Source organism: Streptomyces finlayi (assembly GCF_014216315.1).
GTDB classification, from domain to species: domain Bacteria; phylum Actinomycetota; class Actinomycetes; order Streptomycetales; family Streptomycetaceae; genus Streptomyces; species Streptomyces finlayi_A.
In genome coordinates, this window is sequence record NZ_CP045702.1 from 1,859,250 (window position 1) to 1,874,981 (window position 15,732).

Below are 15,732 nucleotides of genomic sequence, written 5' to 3' on the forward strand. Positions count from 1 at the left end.
ACCCGTGTACGTGCCTGTCCATTACGCAGGTCTAAGACTGCCATGCTCACGTCCCGCGGCCTGCATCGGCACCGTCATCGCGGGCTGTGACGTCTCCAGGGCCTCCAGCGTCCGCCGGGCACCGGGCCCGACGACGGCCGCCCACTCCTGCGGGGCGTCGGCCAGCCAGCCGGTGACCAGGCCCGCGAAGCCGGGCACGTCACGAGCGAGTTCGACCAGACGTCGGTCGAAGCGCGCGGCGCCTTCCGGGGTCCTTACGAGGAGCATCCCGGTGCGGTGCACCAGCGCCCTCGTCCGGACCGGTGAGCGCGTCCCCGAGCCGGTTGCCGCGGCGTGCAGGAGGGCGTCGAGCACCTCGGGGTCCCTGCCGGTGTCCTGCTCGAACTCCAGCAGCACCTCGAGGAGTTCGGTCCGCAGCGGGCGCGAGGCGCTGCTCCCTGACTCGCCCAGTACCCGGGCGAGGGCCCCGCGCACGGCTGCCGGCGCGGGCTGGTCCCGCAGCAGGCCGGTGACCAGGGGCAGCAGCAGGGCACGGGCCGCGGGGCCCTGTTCGAGCCGGACGCCGACGTACGCGGCGGCCCGCGTCCCGTCCCCGGGACGGGCGCGGACGTAATCGCGTACGAGACCGGCGGCGTGCAGCGCCAGCGCGGGGGCGTCCAGCCCGGCCAGCGTGAGGAGTACGTCCCCCGCCCCGTCGTCCGGGCGCGTCAGCCTGGCCCGCAGCGCGGCGAGAACAGGCTCGGGGTGGGCCGGGTACACCTCGGCGAGCAGGGCCACCGGCGGTCGCGGGTCACCGGCGGCGAACGCCCGCAGCGCCTGCGGCAGGTAGCGGCCCCTGGTCACCGGATCGTGGACGAGGACGGTGAGCGCCGCTCCGTGCAGGGCCGAGTCGGCGGGGCGTGCGAGCAGGTGGAGGGCGGCGCCGCGCAGCAGGGCGCGGTCGGTGTCCGACGCGGCGTGGGCGAGGAGGGCCATGGCGTACGCCGCGGCGGCGGCCCGCCGCTGGGCCCCCTCCTCGTCGCGGGCCCAGCGTTCGACGGCCCGGCAGAGCGCGGACGTCTCGTCCTCGACGAGGGTGCCCAGCAGTTCCTCCGCGCGCGGATGCGCGGTCGCGACGAGGGCGTCGGTGAGCGCGTCGACGTCCAGGTCGCGGCGGGCGTAGAGCAGGGCCTGCGCGGCGGCGGCCACGGTGGGCCGCATCGGCAGGCCCTCCGTCGCGTGCAGGGGCCGCTCGTCGGTGAACCAGGTGCAGAGCAGCGCCTGCACGGTGCGCGGGGCGGCGGAGAGCCGCCGGTCCACGGCGTCGAGGTAGTGCGTGTCCCCGTCGGCGCGGGGGGCGCCGTCGGCGGGCAGGAGCCGGCGCAGCAGATCGATCCGCTCCTCCTCCGGGAGCCGCAGCCGCCGCCAGAACCAGGGCCCGAACTCCCCGTACGCCCCCAGCCGCGAGGGCCCGCCCCTCACGGCTGACCGCAGGGTGATCCGCGCGGCGAGGACCCGGAGCACGCCGAGATACGGACGCGCGTCGGGGACCCGGAGCAGGCTCTCGCCGAGCAGGTGAGCGGCCCACCAGAGGGCGTCACCTGTCCCGCCGGGCGCGGGAGCGGGTACGCCGGCGCCCTCCCCGGGCACGGCCCGTACCCCGTCGGCGCCGTGCTCAGGCGGGTGCGCCGACAGCCGGTCGGTCGCCTCGATCAGGTCAGCCATGCGGTGCGCCAGCGCGGACGCCCCCTGGCGCCGTCCGAGGAGCAGCATCGCCTGGATCACCGGGCCGATCCGGTGGCGCGGCACGGGCAGCGTGCGGGGTTCCCCCTGCGGCTCGGGGGCGGGCCCGGGTTCCGGACCGGCGGCCGGCCGGGGCGCGGGCGCCCCGCGTCCGGTCCGCGCCGCCCGGCGTCGCGACACAGCCGCGTCCCCGGCCCGGTACGGTGCCCGGTCCCCGGCCTCGCCGCCGCCCTCGCCGCCGCCCTCGCCCTCGCGCGCGGCCGGGGCGGGCGGCGCGTGCCAGCGGTGGACCAGGGAGCGCAGGGCGGCGTCCAGGTCCAGGTGGGCGCCCTGGATCCAGTCGCCCAGTTCCTCGTGGGCGAAGCGGTAGCCCGCGCCCGCCGGGGTCAGGAGCCCCTCCGTGAGGACGGCCGACGCCCAGCCCGTGCGCCAGGGGAACAGCTCCTCGAACGCGGCCCGGTCCAGCTCTCCCTGGCCCGGGCCGAGACAGCGTCGCGCCGCCTCGTGGACCTGGCCCGCCACCTTCACCGCCAGCCGTCGCACCGCCGCGCCCCGGAGCCGCTGCTCGTCCCCCGCCGCGATCCGGACGGCGATGCGGACGCACATGAGGTCCAGGTGGGCGCCGAACACCTCCTCCGTGCCGGGCCGGCCCGGGACGTCCGGTGGCAGTGCTTCGCGCACCTCGGCCAGCAGCCGCAGGGTGAGCGGATGCCGCTCGTGGCCGGGGGTGATCGCGCCGTCCGGGATGCCGTAGCGCTCCCTGGCCCGCTCGGCCTGGCTCGCGGTGAGGTCGCCCAGGCGGACGGCGGGAGGCAGCAGCCCCGCGGGCCGTTCCGGGCGGTGCAGGGCGTCGGCCGGGTAGAGCGCTCCCGCGGTCTCCCAGTGCTCGGGACGGCAGGCGACGACCATCCGTACGCCGTTGGCACGCAGCCAGCGGGCCGTGCCCGCGGTCCATTCAGCCAGCCGGTGGGCCAGCAGCGGCGGCATCTCCTCCGGGCCGTCGAGCACGACGAGCAGTGGGCTGCCGGCGTCGGTCGCCGACGCGGCCACGCTCTCGGGAGTGGCCGCCGTCATGTCTCCCCCGGCGCCTGCGGCGGCGAGGATCCGCCCCGAGCGCTGAAGGGTCCGTGCCATGGCAGCGGCGACCGAGGTGTCGTCGGCCAGCAGATCGGCGCCCCGCAGCCAGAGCGTGAGGGCGGGAACAGAGCCCTGCGCACGGCGGGCGGCCAGGGCGGCGAGCTCGGTGGTACGGCCGGTGCCGGGTGCCCCGACGAGGCCGAGCACCTGCCCCCTGCCCGCGTCGAAGGCGGCGAACGCCCCGGCGATGTCAGGGCGGTCGACCGGCTCCGTACGCTCGCGCGGACCGCCGAGCGAGCCCACCGACGTGGCGGTCAGCTGGTGGGCGCCCGCCAGGTTGAGGTCGTGTCCGTAACCGGGCACGGTCGCCGCGTTCCGCCGCATCAGGGCCCGCAGGAGAGCGGATCCGGCCACCGCCGGGCCCGTGAGCGGCACCGCCAGCCCCGCCGCTTCGTGTCCCGTGCTCAGGGCCGTGGAGAGCAGGCCGAGTACGGCTCCGGTCTCCGGGTCCGTCACCGGCCCGCCCACGGCCGTTCCGCCCGAGCGCAGCGCGTCGCGCCCGTCGGTGCCGAGGGCCAGGACGAGCGCCCCGTCGATCCGGTGGCCGCGCCCCGCCGTCGTGTACGTCGCCGCGGTCTCGCCCAGCACCCGTGCCTCACGCCACCCGTGAGCGGCGATGCGCACGTACGTGCCGGTTCCGATCCGGTCCCGGACGGTCACGGGCAGCGGGCGCGCCCCCAGCGCGTCGGGGCCCGGGGTGCCCACCAGGGCGAGGCCGAGCTCCGGCAGTGGTGTGACGGCGTCCGCCTCGACGGCGCAGTGACGGCCGTCCGGCCCGTGCAGGGTCAGGGGTACGGCGGTGGCGACGACCTCGTGACTGGTGACGACCGTGCCGCGGTCGTCCGCGACGAATCCCGTCCCCCGCGGCCGGCCGGCACGATCGCAGATTCTTACCAGCTCCGGCCGGTCCCCGCTGCCCATGGTTCGACGGTAGGTCGGCAGGGAGCGGAGCGTGGAGCAGACAGTGGAAAAGCGCCCCCGCGCACCCCGTATTCACTCCGAGCGCCCGTCCATTGGGGTGAATTCACCGGGTCAAATGGACAGAACTCTCCGGGGGAGGGGGAACGTGGAGCGGGCACAGGGGGCGCTGCCCGCTCCACGGCGCGACGGGAGGGGCGGTGGTGCGGGTCAGGCGAAGACGGCGAGACTCTTGGCCTTGCCGTGGTGCTCCTCGACGAGCACCAGGAACCGCCCGTCGGGACCGAATGCCGCGACGGGCCCCGGCGGATACGAGGGCATGTCCAGGCGGACGCCGTTGAGCAGCAGCTTGGCGCGCCTCTCGTCGACGTCCCAGCGGGGGAACGCCGAGGAGGCGGCCTCCGCGACGGGCATCACGGTCAGCTCCTGCTGGTGCTGGTCGAGCGTCTTGGCCATGTCCAGTCCGTACGGGCCCACCCGGGTGCGGCGCAGGGCGGTCAGATGTCCGCCGACGCCGAGTCCGCCACCGAGGTCCCGGGCGATGGCACGGATGTACGTACCGGAGGAGCAGACCACGGAGACGATCACGTCCACGACCGGGGTCCCGTCCTCCGCCACGGCCTGGCACACGTCGTAGACGTGGAAGGACGAGATGGTCACCGGGCGGGCCGGGATCTCGAAGTCCTCGCCGCCGCGCACCCGTGCGTAGGACCGCTTGCCGTCGATCTTGATGGCGCTGACCTTGGACGGCACCTGCATGATCGCGCCGGTCAGGGCCGCGACGCCCGCGTCGATGCCCTCACGCGTCACGGCCGACGCGTCGGTGGACGAGATGATCTCGCCCTCCGCGTCGTCCGTCACGGTGTCCTGGCCGAGCCGGATCGTGCCGAGGTACTCCTTCTCGGTCAGGGCGAGGTGGCCCAGCAGCTTGGTGGCCTTCTCCACCCCGAGCACGAGCACGCCCGTGGCCATCGGGTCCAGCGTGCCGGCGTGGCCGACACGGCGGGTACGGGCGATGCCGCGCATCTTGGCGACGACGTCGTGCGAAGTGAAGCCGGACGGCTTGTCGACGATGACCAGGCCGTCCGGCGTCTTGTTCTGCTGAGTCATGCGGAGGCAGGACCCTCGTTCTCGACGGAGCCCTCGGCCGCGCCGGCCTCTTCGGCCGCCTCGGCCTCGTCGTCCTCGTCCTCCGGCTTGCGGTACGGGTCGGCCCCGCCCGCGTACGTCGCGCCGGTCGACACCTCGCGCACCGCCGCGTCCTTGGCACGCGCCTTGTCGAGGAGGTCCTCGATGGTGCGGGCGTTGTCCGGGAGGGCGTCCGGCACGAAGGCGAGGGTCGGCGTGAACCGGACCCCGACCTGCTTGCCGACCTCGGAGCGGAGAACGCCCTTGGCGCTCTCCAGCGCGGCGGCCGATGCCGCGCGCTCCTCGTCGTCGCCGTAGACCGTGTAGAAGACCGTGGCCTCCCGCAGGTCGCCGGTGACACGGGCGTCCGTGATCGTCACGAATCCGAGCCGCGGATCCTTGATACGCCGGTCCAGGGTCTCCGCGACCACGACCTGGATCCGATCGGCCAGCTTGCGGGCCCGCGCGTTGTCGGTCACCGGTCCGTCACTCTTCCTTCTGGGTTTGGCTTCGCTTGTTCAGTCTTCGTCGCTGTGCAGCCGCCGTCGAACCGACAGCAGCTCCACCTCGGGGCGCTCGGCAACCAGCCGCTCGCACCTGTCCAGGACGTCCGTGAGGTGTCCGGTGTCCCCGGAGACCACGGCGAGGCCGATCTCGGCCCTGCGATGGAGATCCTGTTCACCCGTCTCCGCCACGCTCACCGCGTACTTCCGCTGAAGTTCGGCGACGATCGGCCGGACGATGGAGCGTTTCTCCTTCAACGAACGTACGTCGCCGAGGAGCAGATCAAAGGACAGTGTCCCCACATACATGTGTGTCCGGATGTCCCGCCGGTTCGGGTTCGCGCCCTGCCAGCGCTTGGCAGGGACACAAGAACCGTACACGGAACGGCCGGGGCCGATCGACGGAATAAGACCCGTCGATCGGCCCCGGCTGTTGAGGTACGGATCAGCCGCGGGGCTTCTCGCGCATCTCGTACGTCGCGATGACGTCGTCGATCTTGATGTCGTTGAAGTTTCCGAGGTTGATACCACCCTCGAACCCTTCGCGGATCTCGGTGACGTCGTCCTTGAAGCGGCGCAGACCGGAGATGTTGAGGCTCTCCGCGATGACCTTGCCGTCGCGGAGCAGGCGCGCCTTGGTGTTGCGCTTGACCTCGCCGGACCGGACCAGCACACCGGCGATGTTGCCCAGCTTGGACGAGCGGAAGACCTCGCGGATCTCCGCCGTACCCAGCTCGACCTCTTCGAACTCCGGCTTGAGCATGCCCTTGAGGGCCGCTTCGATCTCTTCGATCGCCTGGTAGATGACCGAGTAGTACCGGACGTCCACCCCTTCGCGCTCGGCCATCTGCGCGGCACGCCCTGCGGCGCGCACGTTGAAGCCGATCACGATGGCGTCGGAGCCGGTCGCCAGGTCGATGTCCGACTCGGTGACCGCACCCACACCGCGGTGCAGGACCCGGATGTCGACCTCTTCACCGACGTCGAGCTGGAGCAGCGAGGACTCGAGAGCCTCCACCGAACCGGACGCGTCGCCCTTGATGATGAGGTTGAGTTCCTGGACCAGACCGGCCTTGAGCGCCTCGTCCAGGTTCTCCAGGGAGAACCGGACACCCTTGCGGGCGAAGTTGGCGTTGCGCTCACGAGCGGCACGCTTCTCGGCGATCTGACGGGCCGTGCGGTCCTCGTCGACGACCAGGAAGTTGTCGCCGGCACCCGGGACGTTGGTGAGACCCAGCACCAGGACGGGGGTCGCGGGACCCGCTTCCTGGACGTTGTTGCCGTTGTCGTCGAGCATCGCCCGGACACGGCCGTACGCGTCGCCGACCACCATCGTGTCGCCGATGCGCAGCGTGCCGCGCTGGACGAGGACGGTGGAGACGGCACCGCGGCCGCGGTCGAGGTGGGACTCGATCGCAATACCCTGCGCGTCCTGGTTCGGGTTGGCCCGCAGGTCGAGCGAGGCGTCGGCGGTGAGGACGACGGCCTCCAGAAGAGCCTCGATGTTGAGGCCCTGCTTGGCGGAGATGTCGACGAACATCGTGTCGCCGCCGTACTCCTCGGCCACCAGACCGAACTCGGTGAGCTGACCGCGCACCTTGACCGGGTCGGCACCCTCGACGTCGATCTTGTTGACCGCGACCACGATCGGCACGTCGGCCGCCTTGGCGTGGTTCAGCGCCTCGATCGTCTGCGGCATCACACCGTCGTTCGCCGCCACCACGAGGATCGCGATGTCGGTGGACTTCGCACCACGAGCACGCATGGCGGTGAACGCCTCGTGACCCGGGGTGTCGATGAAGGTGATGCGACGGTCCTCGCCGTTGACCTCGGCGCCGACCTGGTACGCACCGATGTGCTGCGTGATACCGCCGGCCTCGCCCGCAACGACGTTCGTCTTGCGGATCGCGTCCAGCAGTCGGGTCTTACCGTGGTCGACGTGACCCATGACGGTCACGACCGGCGGACGGGAGACCAGGGCCTCTTCGCCGCCCTCGTCCTCGCCGAACTCGATGTCGAAGGACTCGAGCAGCTCGCGGTCCTCCTCCTCGGGGCTGACGATCTCCAGGACGAAGTTCATCTCGTCCGCGAGCATCTTCAGCGTCTCGTCCGGGACGGACTGCGTCGCAGTGACCATCTCGCCGAGGTTCATCATCACGCCGACAAGCGACGCCGGGTTCGCGTTGATCTTCTCCGCGAAGTCCGTGAGGGACGCACCGCGTGACAGCCGGACAGCCTGCCCGTTGCCGCGAGGCAGCATGACGCCGCCCACCGACGGGGCCTGCATCGACTCGTATTCCTGGCGCCTCTGGCGCTTCGACTTGCGGCCACGACGCGCGGGACCACCGGGACGGCCGAACGCACCCTGTGTGCCACCACGGGCACCCGGGCCGCCGGGACGTCCACCGAAGCCGGGACGACCGCCGAAGCCGCCGCCACCACCGGGGCGACCGGGAGCGCCACCGCCACCGGGACCACCGGGACGGCCTGCGAAACCGCCGCCACCGCCACCGGGACCAGCCGGACGGCCTGCGAAACCGCCACCGGCCGGACGGCCTGCGCCGCCACCGCCACCGGGACGACCGCCGCCGCCACCACCGGGACCACGGCCACCGCCGGCGCCACCGGGGCCACCGCCGGGACGCGGACCCGCAGCGGGACGCTGCGGCATCATGCCCGGGTTCGGCCTGTTACCTGCCGGGGCACCGCCCGGACGGGGAGTCTGCGGACGGGGCATGCCGCCGGGACTCGGACGGCCACCACCCTGACCCTGCGGGCGCGGGGCGCCGCCGGGGCCGCCCTGCGGACGCGGGGCGCCGGCGCGCTCCGGACGGTCCTGACCGCCACCGGGGCGCGGAGCGCCGCCGGGCCGGGGGGCCTGGGGGCGCGCCATGCCGGTGGAGCCACCGGATGTGAAGGGGTTGTTGCCCGGACGGGGACCCGCCGGACGAGCACCGGCAGGTCGCGGCGCTCCCTGGCCTGCGGGACGCGCGGGGCGGTCGCCGCCACGCTCGCCACCACGGCCACCGTCACGCGGAGCCGCGTCACGCTGGCCACCGTCACGCGGGCCGGCGGCCGGAGCCGGACGGGTCGCGGGGCGGGGGCCGGGGGTGGCACCCGCGGGACGCGGGGCCTGCTGCTGCGGCTGGGCCGGCTGCTGAGCCGGGGCCGGAGCGGAGAATTCAGCCGCGGGCACCGGGGTGACCGGTGCGGGCTTCGGCGCGGGCTTGGGGCCCGGACGGGGCCCTGCGGACGGCGCGGAAGACGCGGCGGGGGCGCTGCTCTCCGGGGCCTCGGCTGCGACAGGCTTGGCAGCCTGGACGCCGGGCTTCGGGGCAGCGGGACGTGCCGCAGCGGCCGGGGAGGGCGCTGCGGGCTTCGAGGGCGCGGCCTTGCGGGGCGCGCCGGGCTTCGCAGCGGACTTGCCGGCGTTGCCGCCGGGCCCCTGCAGTGCGTCAGTCAACTTGCGTACAACCGGCGCCTCGATCGTCGAGGACGCCGAACGTACGAATTCACCGAGTTCTTGGAGCTTGGCCATGACGACCTTGCTCTCCACCCCGAACTCCTTGGCGAGTTCGTATACCCGGACCTTAGCCACTTCGCTCCTTTTAGGTCCGGGTTACCGCCGGACCGTCGCTACTTCATGGGCGTACTCATCGCGTACTCATCGAGTGCTCATCGCAATCTCGACCTACTTCCAACTCGCGAGGTACCTGACCGCACGGGGTCCCGTGCCGTTCACTTTTCTTGCGTTGTCACCCGCTCGACGAACCGCTGCAGTGCCGCGGAACCGAACGGCCCCTTGGCCTTGAAGGCCCGGGGGAATGCCCGGCGGCGGACCGCCAGGTCGAGACAGACAGAGGCGGGGTGCAGATACGCACCCCGGCCGGGCAGCGTACCGCGCGGATCGGGTACGCATTCACCCTCATCCGCCACGATGCGCAGCAACTCGGTCTTGGCCGCCCGCTCCCGGCATCCGACACAGGTTCGTTCGGGGCAAGCGCGGGCTAGCGTCCGGCCAGACACGGTTAAGTCTACCTCCCCGCACCGACCTCACCCCTTCGGGGCAAGAATCGAACGGATGTTGTCGTGATCTCAGCGTCGTGACGCCCGGATCTATTCCCTGGGGCGGGCCTCGGAACAGCCCGGGCCCCTGCCCCGTACCTCCCCCGGCTGCCCGCCGGAGGAGTCGTGGATCAGCCCCGCTCGGACCGCTCCCTGGCGCGCTCGGCACGCTCACGGTCCGCGATGTCCCGCTCCTCGTCCGTCTCGGTGTCCGGGCGGATGTCGATGCGCCAGCCGGTGAGGCGGGCGGCCAGGCGGGCGTTCTGCCCCTCCTTGCCGATCGCCAGCGACAGCTGGTAGTCGGGGACGGTGACCCGGGCGGACCGGGCACCGAGGTCCACGACCTCGACCTTGCTCACCCGTGCGGGCGACAGCGCGTTGGCGACCATCTCGGCCGGGTCGTCCGACCAGTCCACGATGTCGATCTTCTCGCCGTGCAACTCGGCCATGACATTGCGCACACGGCTGCCCATCGGGCCGATGCAGGCGCCCTTGGGGTTGAGACCGGCACGGGTGGAGCGCACCGCGATCTTGCTGCGGTGGCCGGCCTCGCGGGCGATCGCCTCGATGACGACCGAGCCGTCCGCGATCTCCGGGACCTCCAGCGCGAAGAGCTTCTTCACGAGGTTGGGGTGGGTGCGCGACAGCGTCACGGACGGACCGCGGACGCCCTTGGCGACCCGTACGACGTACGTACGCAGCCGGAGGCCGTGGGTGTACTCCTCGCCCGGCACCTGCTCCTGCACCGGCAGGATGGCTTCCATCTTGCCGATGTCGACCAGGACGTTCTTCGGGTCCTTGCCCTGCTGGACGAGACCGGTGACGACATCGCCCTCGTGGCCGGCGTACTCGCCGAACGTCCTGTCGTCCTCGGCGTCCCGCAGCCGCTGCAGGATGACCTGCTTGGCGGTGGTCGCCGCGATCCGGCCGAAGCCGGACGGGGTGTCGTCGAACTCCTCCGGCTCCTGGCCCTCTTCGAGGTCCGCCGGGTCCTCCTTGGCCCACACCGTCACATGGCCGCGGTCGGTCAGCTCGACGCGCGCACGGCGGTGGCTGCCTTCGGTGCGGTGGTACGCGATGAGGAGGGCCGACTCGATCGCCCCGACGAGCACGTCGAAGGGGATCTCCTTGTCCTGCGCCAAGCCCTTCAGCAGCTTCACATCGATATCCACGGCTACGCCTCCTCTTCCTTCTTGTCCTTGCGGTTGAATTCGATCTCCACGCGCGCCTTGGCGATCTCGTCGAAGGAGACCCGGCGGGACGTGGGCTTGCGGCCCTTGACGCCCGGCACTTCGAGGTCCAGTCCTTCGTCGTCGACCGCGATGATGCGGGCCACCAGTTCGTCGCCCTCGGTCAGCTGGAGCCGCGCGAGGCGGCCGGTGGCGCGTACGTAGTGGCGGTGCTCGGTCAACGGGCGGTCGGCGCCCGGAGAGCTCACTTCGAGGACGTACTCGCCCTCGCCCATCACGTCGGTCTCGTCGAGCTTGCCGGAGATCGCGCGGCTCAGCTCGGCGCAGGTGTCCAGTTCGACACCCTGTTCGGAATCCACGATGACCCGAAGCACCTGCCGCCGTCCGGCCCGGGCCACCTCGATCTCTTCGAGATCCAGTTCCTCGGCGCTGACGAGCGGTTCCAGCAGTTCGCGCAGCCTCTCGCTCTGGGTGGTACTCATCCCGGGTGACTCCTCGGCCGCGTGTGCTGTTGTGGGGATCTTCGTGTGTCAGGTCAAAGGGTATCCGGTCCGGAGGGGTGTTGCCGTCCGCCTGGCTCTGAGCGCGGGTACGCTCACCAACGGTGATCACTTCAGGACAGAAGCGGTCAGTACCGAACGACACCCGAAGGAGACACGTGCGGCGGACGGGGACGACGCGCAGGGCCGCGCTCGCGGCCACTGGAGCAGTTTCGATGGGTGCGGTACTGGCGGGCTGCGGTGACGGCCCCCAGGCCTTGGAGCGGTCCTCCAACTCCGGCTCGCGGGCCGACGCCCGGGCGCGCGCCCGGGCCGCTGACGCCGGCGTCCAGCGGACGCTGCGCAAGAGCGCGAGTCTCGTCAGCGCCTCCCTGCTCGCCCAGTACGACCAGGTCGCCGCGGCGCACCCCGCGACGGCTGCCGGACTGGCCCCGCTGCGGTCGGCGGTACGGGCACACACGGCGGCCCTCTCGAAAGGCGCGGGGCGGATGGCGCCGGCCCGGCCCGCGACGGCTCCGGCCGTCGACCCGAAGGCCGCCCTGAAGGACCTGGCCGCCGCGGCACGCCGCTCGGCCGACGCCCACACCGCGTCCCTGACGGAGGCGGAGCCGGAACTGGCCCGGCTGCTGGCCTCCGTGGCGGCGGCCGGCGCCGTACACGCGTACCTGCTCACCGAACTCGCCAAGGACACCGCGTCATGAGCGTCATGGACACCGGGGCCGAGAACCGCTCGGGGGAACTGAAGGCCGCACAGGCCGCCTTGGCGGCCGAGCACGCCGCGGTGTACGGATACGCGGTGCTCGGCGGCCGGCTCACCGGGAAGCCCGGCACGCAGGCCACGGCCTCGTACGACGGGCACCGGGCACGGCGCGACGCCCTGGTGCGTACCGTGCGTGACCTGGGCGGTGCGCCGGTCGTGGCCGATGGCGCGTACGCTCTGCCGTTCGCGGTGCGGGACCCGGCGGCGGCGGTGCGGCTCGCCGCCGTGCTGGAGGACCGGATCGGGGGCGTCTACTCCGATCTCGTACGGGCCACCAGAGGCACCCGGCGGCGTGAGGCCGCGGGCGCTCTGCGGGAGGCCGCCGTGCGCGCGGCCCGCTGGCGGGGCACCGGCGTAGCCTTTCCCGGGCTCCCGGAGAAGGCCACGGCTTCCGAGGCCGCGGGTCCTGCGGGGCCGGGCGGGACGCACTGAAAAGGGCTCTGAAAGGGAACAAGGCACGTATGGGTTTCGAACCGCCGCAGCGTCTGGTGCGAGCGCTCGGCGAGATGTACGGGGACACCGCCGCGGCCGACTGGCTGGGACGGCTTCCCGCACTGACCGAAGAGGCGCTTTCCGCGGGTACGCGGGAGCTGTCCGTCGAGCGGGTGGTCGCCCCCGGCGGACGCAGCAGCCTGGCGCTTCTGGTACGGCGGCCCGACGGGACGCCCGGCGTGCTGAAGATCGCCCCGCCCGAGGCGGCGCCCGGGTGCGAGCGGGCGGCGCTGGCCCACTGGAACGGCTGGGGCGCCGTGCAGCTTCTCGATCCGTCCGGGGAGCTCCCCGGCGACGCGCTGCTCCTGGAGCGGCTGCACCACGAGGTGTCCCTGCGTTCGCTCCCGGAGGCGAAGGCCCTGCTGGAGGCGGCGGGCACGGTGCGCAAGCTGTGGGTCGACCCGCCGGCCGGGCACTCCTTCGAGACGGTGACGGAGCGGACGGAGCGTCAGGCGGGGCCGATGCGGGCGGCGGCCGAGGCCGATCCCGGGCTGGCGCCTCTCGTGTCGGCCGCTCTGGCGGCCCGTGCGGAGCTGGTCGCCCACTCCCCCGAACACCTGCTGCTGCACGGCAACTTCCGCCAGAGCAAGGTGCTGTCGGGTGAGCGTTCCCCCTGGCTGACGGTCGGCCCCGAGCCACTGGTCGGCGAGCGCGCCTACGATCTCGCACGGCTGGTGCGGGACCGGGCCGAGGATCTGATCGCGTCTCCCGGCGGGGCCGCGACGGCCCGGCGGCGGGTCAAAAAGCTCGCCGACTCCCTGGACGTGGACCGGGAACGGCTGCACGGCTGGACCCTGTTCAGGGCCGTGGAATCGGGCACCCGGGCGCTGACCGCGGGACGCCGCCAGGACGGCGAAGTGACCCTGGAGTTCGCGGGCTGGCTGTAGGCCCGGTCCGTACGCCGTGCACGAAGGCCCCCGCCATCGGGGGCCTTCGTGGCATACGGGCCGGACTCAGCCCCGGTCGGTGAGGCGCGCGATCGCCTCGTCCACGGTGAGCTCCTCGCGCTCGCCCGTGCGGCGGTCCTTGAGTTCCAGGACGCCCTCGGCCGAGCGGCGGCCGGCCACCAGGATCTTCGGCACACCGATCAGCTCGGCGTCGGTGAACTTCACACCGGGCGAGACACCCGGGCGGTCGTCGACCATGACCCGGACGCCCGCCGCGTTGAGCTTCTCGGAGACGTCGAGCGCAAGCTCGGTCTGGAGCGCCTTGCCCGCGGCGACGACGTGGACGTCGGCCGGGGCGATCTCGCGGGGCCAGCACAGGCCCTGCTCGTCGGCGGTCTGCTCGGCTAGCGCGGCCACGGCGCGGGAGACGCCGATGCCGTACGAGCCCATCGTGACGCGGACGGGCTTGCCCTGCTGGCCGAGGACGTCGAGGGAGAAGATGTCGGCGTACTTGCGGCCGAGCTGGAAGATGTGACCGATCTCGATGGCGCGGTCCACCTGAAGGCCGGCGCCGCAGTTCGGGCAGGGGTCGCCCGCCTCGACGACGACGACGTCGAGGTGGTCGTCGACCTGGAAGTCGCGGCCCGCGACGACGTTCTTCGCGTGCTTGCCCTCCTTGTTGGCACCCGTGATCCAGGCGGTGCCCGCGGCGACGCGGGGGTCGGCGATGTAACGGACCTTCTCCAGGCCCTGCGGGCCGACGTAGCCACGCACCAGGTCGGGGCGGCCCACGAAGTCCTCGGCGGTGACGAGCTCGACGACAGCGGGGGCGAGGTGCTCGCCGAGCTTGCCGAGGTCGACCTCGCGGTCACCGGGCACGCCCACGGCCACGATCTCGCCGTCGACCTTGACCAGGAGGTTCTTCAGAGTGGCGGATGCCTCGACGCCCAGGTGGGCGGCGAGGGTCTCGATGGTCGGGGTGTCCGGGGTGTCCAGCTCCTCGACGGGGCCGTGCGCCGAGCCGTCGACGGGGGTGGCCTTGAAGGTCACTGCCTCCGTGTTGGCGGCGTAGTCGCAGTCGGGGCAGTCGACGAAGGTGTCCTCACCGGCCGGGGCGGGGGCCAGGAACTCCTCGGAGGCGGAGCCCCCCATGGCGCCGGACACGGCGGAGACGATGCGGTGGTCGAGGCCGAGGCGCTCGAAGATCCGGATGTACGCGGCCCGGTGCAGCTGGTAGGCCTCGACGAGGCCCTCGTCGGTCGTGTCGAAGGAGTACGAGTCCTTCATCTGGAACTCACGGCCGCGCAGCACACCGGCGCGGGGGCGGGCCTCGTCGCGGTACTTGGTCTGGATCTGGTACAGGATCACCGGCAGGTCCTTGTAGGACGAGCACATGTCCTTGACCACCTGGGTGAAGATCTCCTCGTGCGTGGGGCCGAGGAGGTAGTCGGAACCCTTGCGGTCCTGGAGCCGGAAGAGCAGGTCGCCGTACTCGTCGTACCGGCCGCTCGCCTCGTACGCCTCCTTCGGCAGGAGCGCGGGAAGCAGCACCTCCTGGCCGCCGATGGCGTCCATCTCCTCGCGGACGACGCGGGTGACGTTCTCCAGGACCTTCTTGCCCAGCGGCAGCCAGCTCCAGATACCGGCGGCCGTGCGACGTACGTATCCGGCCCGGACGAGCAGCTTGTGGTTGAGCGTCTCGGCGTCGGCCGGGTCGTCGCGCAGTGTCTTGATCATCAATCGGGACATGCGCTGGACCTGGGCCATGGTGAACTCCTGCTCGGAAGGGTGATGGGCCGAGGTTAGCCGGGGGGCGGGGGCGGGCGGAAATCGATTGCCTGCCCGCGGCGGAGCGGGAGGGGTGCGCCCATCACCGCGTAGGGCTTGGGAGCGCTGGGGAAGTGCACCTGCCGGGCCAGGTCCCGGTAACCGAGGGCGCGGTACAGACCGCGGGCCGGGCTCTCCGTGTCGATCGCGGAGAGGATGGAACGGGGCTGGCCGACGGCGTCCGTGATGGTGGTGATCAGGGTCCGTCCGATGCCGTGCTGCTGGTGGTCCGGGTGGACGTGCAGTTCCGTGATCACGAACGAGTCGTCGAGCCAGCCGTCTGAGCCGGTGGCCCGGAGGTAGGGCTCGACGACGGTGGACCACCACTGGGAGCGGTCGTTGGGCAGCCCGTACACGAATCCGACGAGCCGGCCGGTGGGTGTGGTGGCTCCGAGGGCCCGGGCCTGGGGGTGGTCGAAGTGCCGCAGCACGATGTGGCGGCGCACCTCGACCTCTTCCGGGCCCAGGCCGAAGGCGACGGCCTGCACCGCCAGTGCCTCGTCGACGCGGGCGGCCAGGTCGAGGGGGCCGATCAGGATGCCGGGGGCCCCGGGACCGCTCCCGGAAACTGCTGCTGCCATGCCGGAACCCTACTGTCCGCAC

At 72.6% G+C, this 15,732-nt stretch carries 13 protein-coding genes; 3 read left to right on the forward strand and 10 right to left on the reverse strand.

Annotated elements, in window-relative coordinates; all coding sequences use genetic code 11:
* Nucleotides 1-21: 21 nt before the first annotated feature.
* The 8 genes from F0344_RS08385 to rimP all read right to left on the reverse strand — a co-directional run bounded on the left by F0344_RS08385 (nucleotide 22) and on the right by rimP (nucleotide 11,145).
* Nucleotides 22-3,780, reverse strand: a complete 3,759-nt coding sequence (locus F0344_RS08385) for a trypsin-like peptidase domain-containing protein (protein ID WP_185298181.1) — start codon at nucleotides 3,778-3,780, stop codon at nucleotides 22-24.
* A 207-nt stretch (nucleotides 3,781-3,987) separates the two neighbouring features.
* Entirely contained in the window at nucleotides 3,988-4,887 is a 900-nt protein-coding gene (gene truB / locus F0344_RS08390; RefSeq protein WP_185298182.1) for a tRNA pseudouridine(55) synthase TruB, read from the reverse strand.
* Nucleotides 4,884-5,384, reverse strand: coding sequence for a 30S ribosome-binding factor RbfA (gene rbfA / locus F0344_RS08395; protein WP_185298183.1), 501 nt, complete (start codon nucleotides 5,382-5,384; stop codon nucleotides 4,884-4,886). The genes truB and rbfA overlap by 4 nt, the downstream gene beginning before the upstream one ends.
* 39 nt (nucleotides 5,385-5,423) lie before the next feature.
* A complete protein-coding gene (locus F0344_RS08400) occupies nucleotides 5,424-5,717 on the reverse strand; it encodes a DUF503 domain-containing protein (RefSeq protein WP_185298184.1) in 294 nt (97 codons plus the stop codon).
* A 136-nt stretch (nucleotides 5,718-5,853) separates the two neighbouring features.
* Complete coding sequence (gene infB / locus F0344_RS08405) at nucleotides 5,854-9,006, reverse strand: translation initiation factor IF-2 (RefSeq protein ID WP_185298185.1); 3,153 nt, start codon at nucleotides 9,004-9,006, stop codon at nucleotides 5,854-5,856.
* A 140-nt stretch (nucleotides 9,007-9,146) separates the two neighbouring features.
* Entirely contained in the window at nucleotides 9,147-9,434 is a 288-nt protein-coding gene (locus F0344_RS08410) for a YlxR family protein (protein ID WP_185298186.1), read from the reverse strand.
* A gap of 170 nt (nucleotides 9,435-9,604) precedes the next feature.
* Nucleotides 9,605-10,645 (reverse strand): transcription termination factor NusA, encoded by a 1,041-nt coding sequence (nusA, locus tag F0344_RS08415; RefSeq protein WP_185298187.1) that lies wholly within the window; start codon nucleotides 10,643-10,645, stop codon nucleotides 9,605-9,607.
* A 2-nt stretch (nucleotides 10,646-10,647) separates the two neighbouring features.
* On the reverse strand, nucleotides 10,648-11,145 hold the full coding sequence (gene rimP / locus F0344_RS08420; RefSeq protein ID WP_185298188.1) for a ribosome maturation factor RimP: 498 nt from the start codon (nucleotides 11,143-11,145) through the stop codon (nucleotides 10,648-10,650).
* A 176-nt stretch (nucleotides 11,146-11,321) separates the two neighbouring features.
* Here rimP and F0344_RS08425 point away from each other — a divergent pair, with 176 nt between their 5' ends.
* From F0344_RS08425 to F0344_RS08435, 3 genes are read left to right on the forward strand one after another with little or no spacing between them, the layout of a single operon-like run.
* Nucleotides 11,322-11,864 carry a hypothetical protein gene (locus F0344_RS08425; RefSeq protein WP_185298189.1) on the forward strand — a complete coding sequence of 181 codons (543 nt, stop codon included), beginning with the start codon at nucleotides 11,322-11,324 and terminating at the stop codon, nucleotides 11,862-11,864.
* A complete protein-coding gene (locus tag F0344_RS08430) occupies nucleotides 11,861-12,355 on the forward strand; it encodes a ferritin-like domain-containing protein (RefSeq protein WP_258049768.1) in 495 nt (164 codons plus the stop codon). Before F0344_RS08425 ends, F0344_RS08430 begins: the two co-directional genes overlap by 4 nt.
* Nucleotides 12,356-12,384: 29 nt before the next feature.
* The gene (locus F0344_RS08435; RefSeq protein ID WP_185298190.1) at nucleotides 12,385-13,302 is read left to right on the forward strand and encodes an aminoglycoside phosphotransferase family protein; all 918 of its coding nucleotides are present in this window, start codon (nucleotides 12,385-12,387) and stop codon (nucleotides 13,300-13,302) included.
* A gap of 66 nt (nucleotides 13,303-13,368) precedes the next feature.
* Here the strand turns inward: F0344_RS08435 and F0344_RS08440 are convergent, their stop codons facing one another.
* The gene (locus F0344_RS08440) at nucleotides 13,369-15,069 is read right to left on the reverse strand and encodes a proline--tRNA ligase (RefSeq protein ID WP_185298191.1); all 1,701 of its coding nucleotides are present in this window, start codon (nucleotides 15,067-15,069) and stop codon (nucleotides 13,369-13,371) included.
* 35 nt (nucleotides 15,070-15,104) lie between these two features.
* The gene (locus F0344_RS08445; RefSeq protein ID WP_185298192.1) at nucleotides 15,105-15,710 is read right to left on the reverse strand and encodes a GNAT family N-acetyltransferase; all 606 of its coding nucleotides are present in this window, start codon (nucleotides 15,708-15,710) and stop codon (nucleotides 15,105-15,107) included.
* Between the last annotated feature and the right edge of the window lie 22 nt (nucleotides 15,711-15,732).

Excerpts from the sequence above, each read along its gene's own strand:
- F0344_RS08385 (WP_185298181.1), bottom strand. The coding sequence starts at position 3,780 with ATGGGCAGCGGGGACCGGCCGGAGCTGGTAAGAATCTGCGATCGTGCC.
- truB (WP_185298182.1), bottom strand. The coding sequence starts at position 4,887 with ATGACTCAGCAGAACAAGACGCCGGACGGCCTGGTCATCGTCGACAAG.
- F0344_RS08400 (WP_185298184.1), bottom strand. The coding sequence starts at position 5,717 with ATGTATGTGGGGACACTGTCCTTTGATCTGCTCCTCGGCGACGTACGT.
- rimP (WP_185298188.1), bottom strand. The coding sequence starts at position 11,145 with ATGAGTACCACCCAGAGCGAGAGGCTGCGCGAACTGCTGGAACCGCTC.
- F0344_RS08430 (WP_258049768.1), top strand. The coding sequence starts at position 11,861 with ATGAGCGTCATGGACACCGGGGCCGAGAACCGCTCGGGGGAACTGAAG.
- F0344_RS08435 (WP_185298190.1), top strand. The coding sequence starts at position 12,385 with ATGGGTTTCGAACCGCCGCAGCGTCTGGTGCGAGCGCTCGGCGAGATG.
- F0344_RS08440 (WP_185298191.1), bottom strand. The coding sequence starts at position 15,069 with ATGGCCCAGGTCCAGCGCATGTCCCGATTGATGATCAAGACACTGCGC.
- F0344_RS08445 (WP_185298192.1), bottom strand. The coding sequence starts at position 15,710 with ATGGCAGCAGCAGTTTCCGGGAGCGGTCCCGGGGCCCCCGGCATCCTG.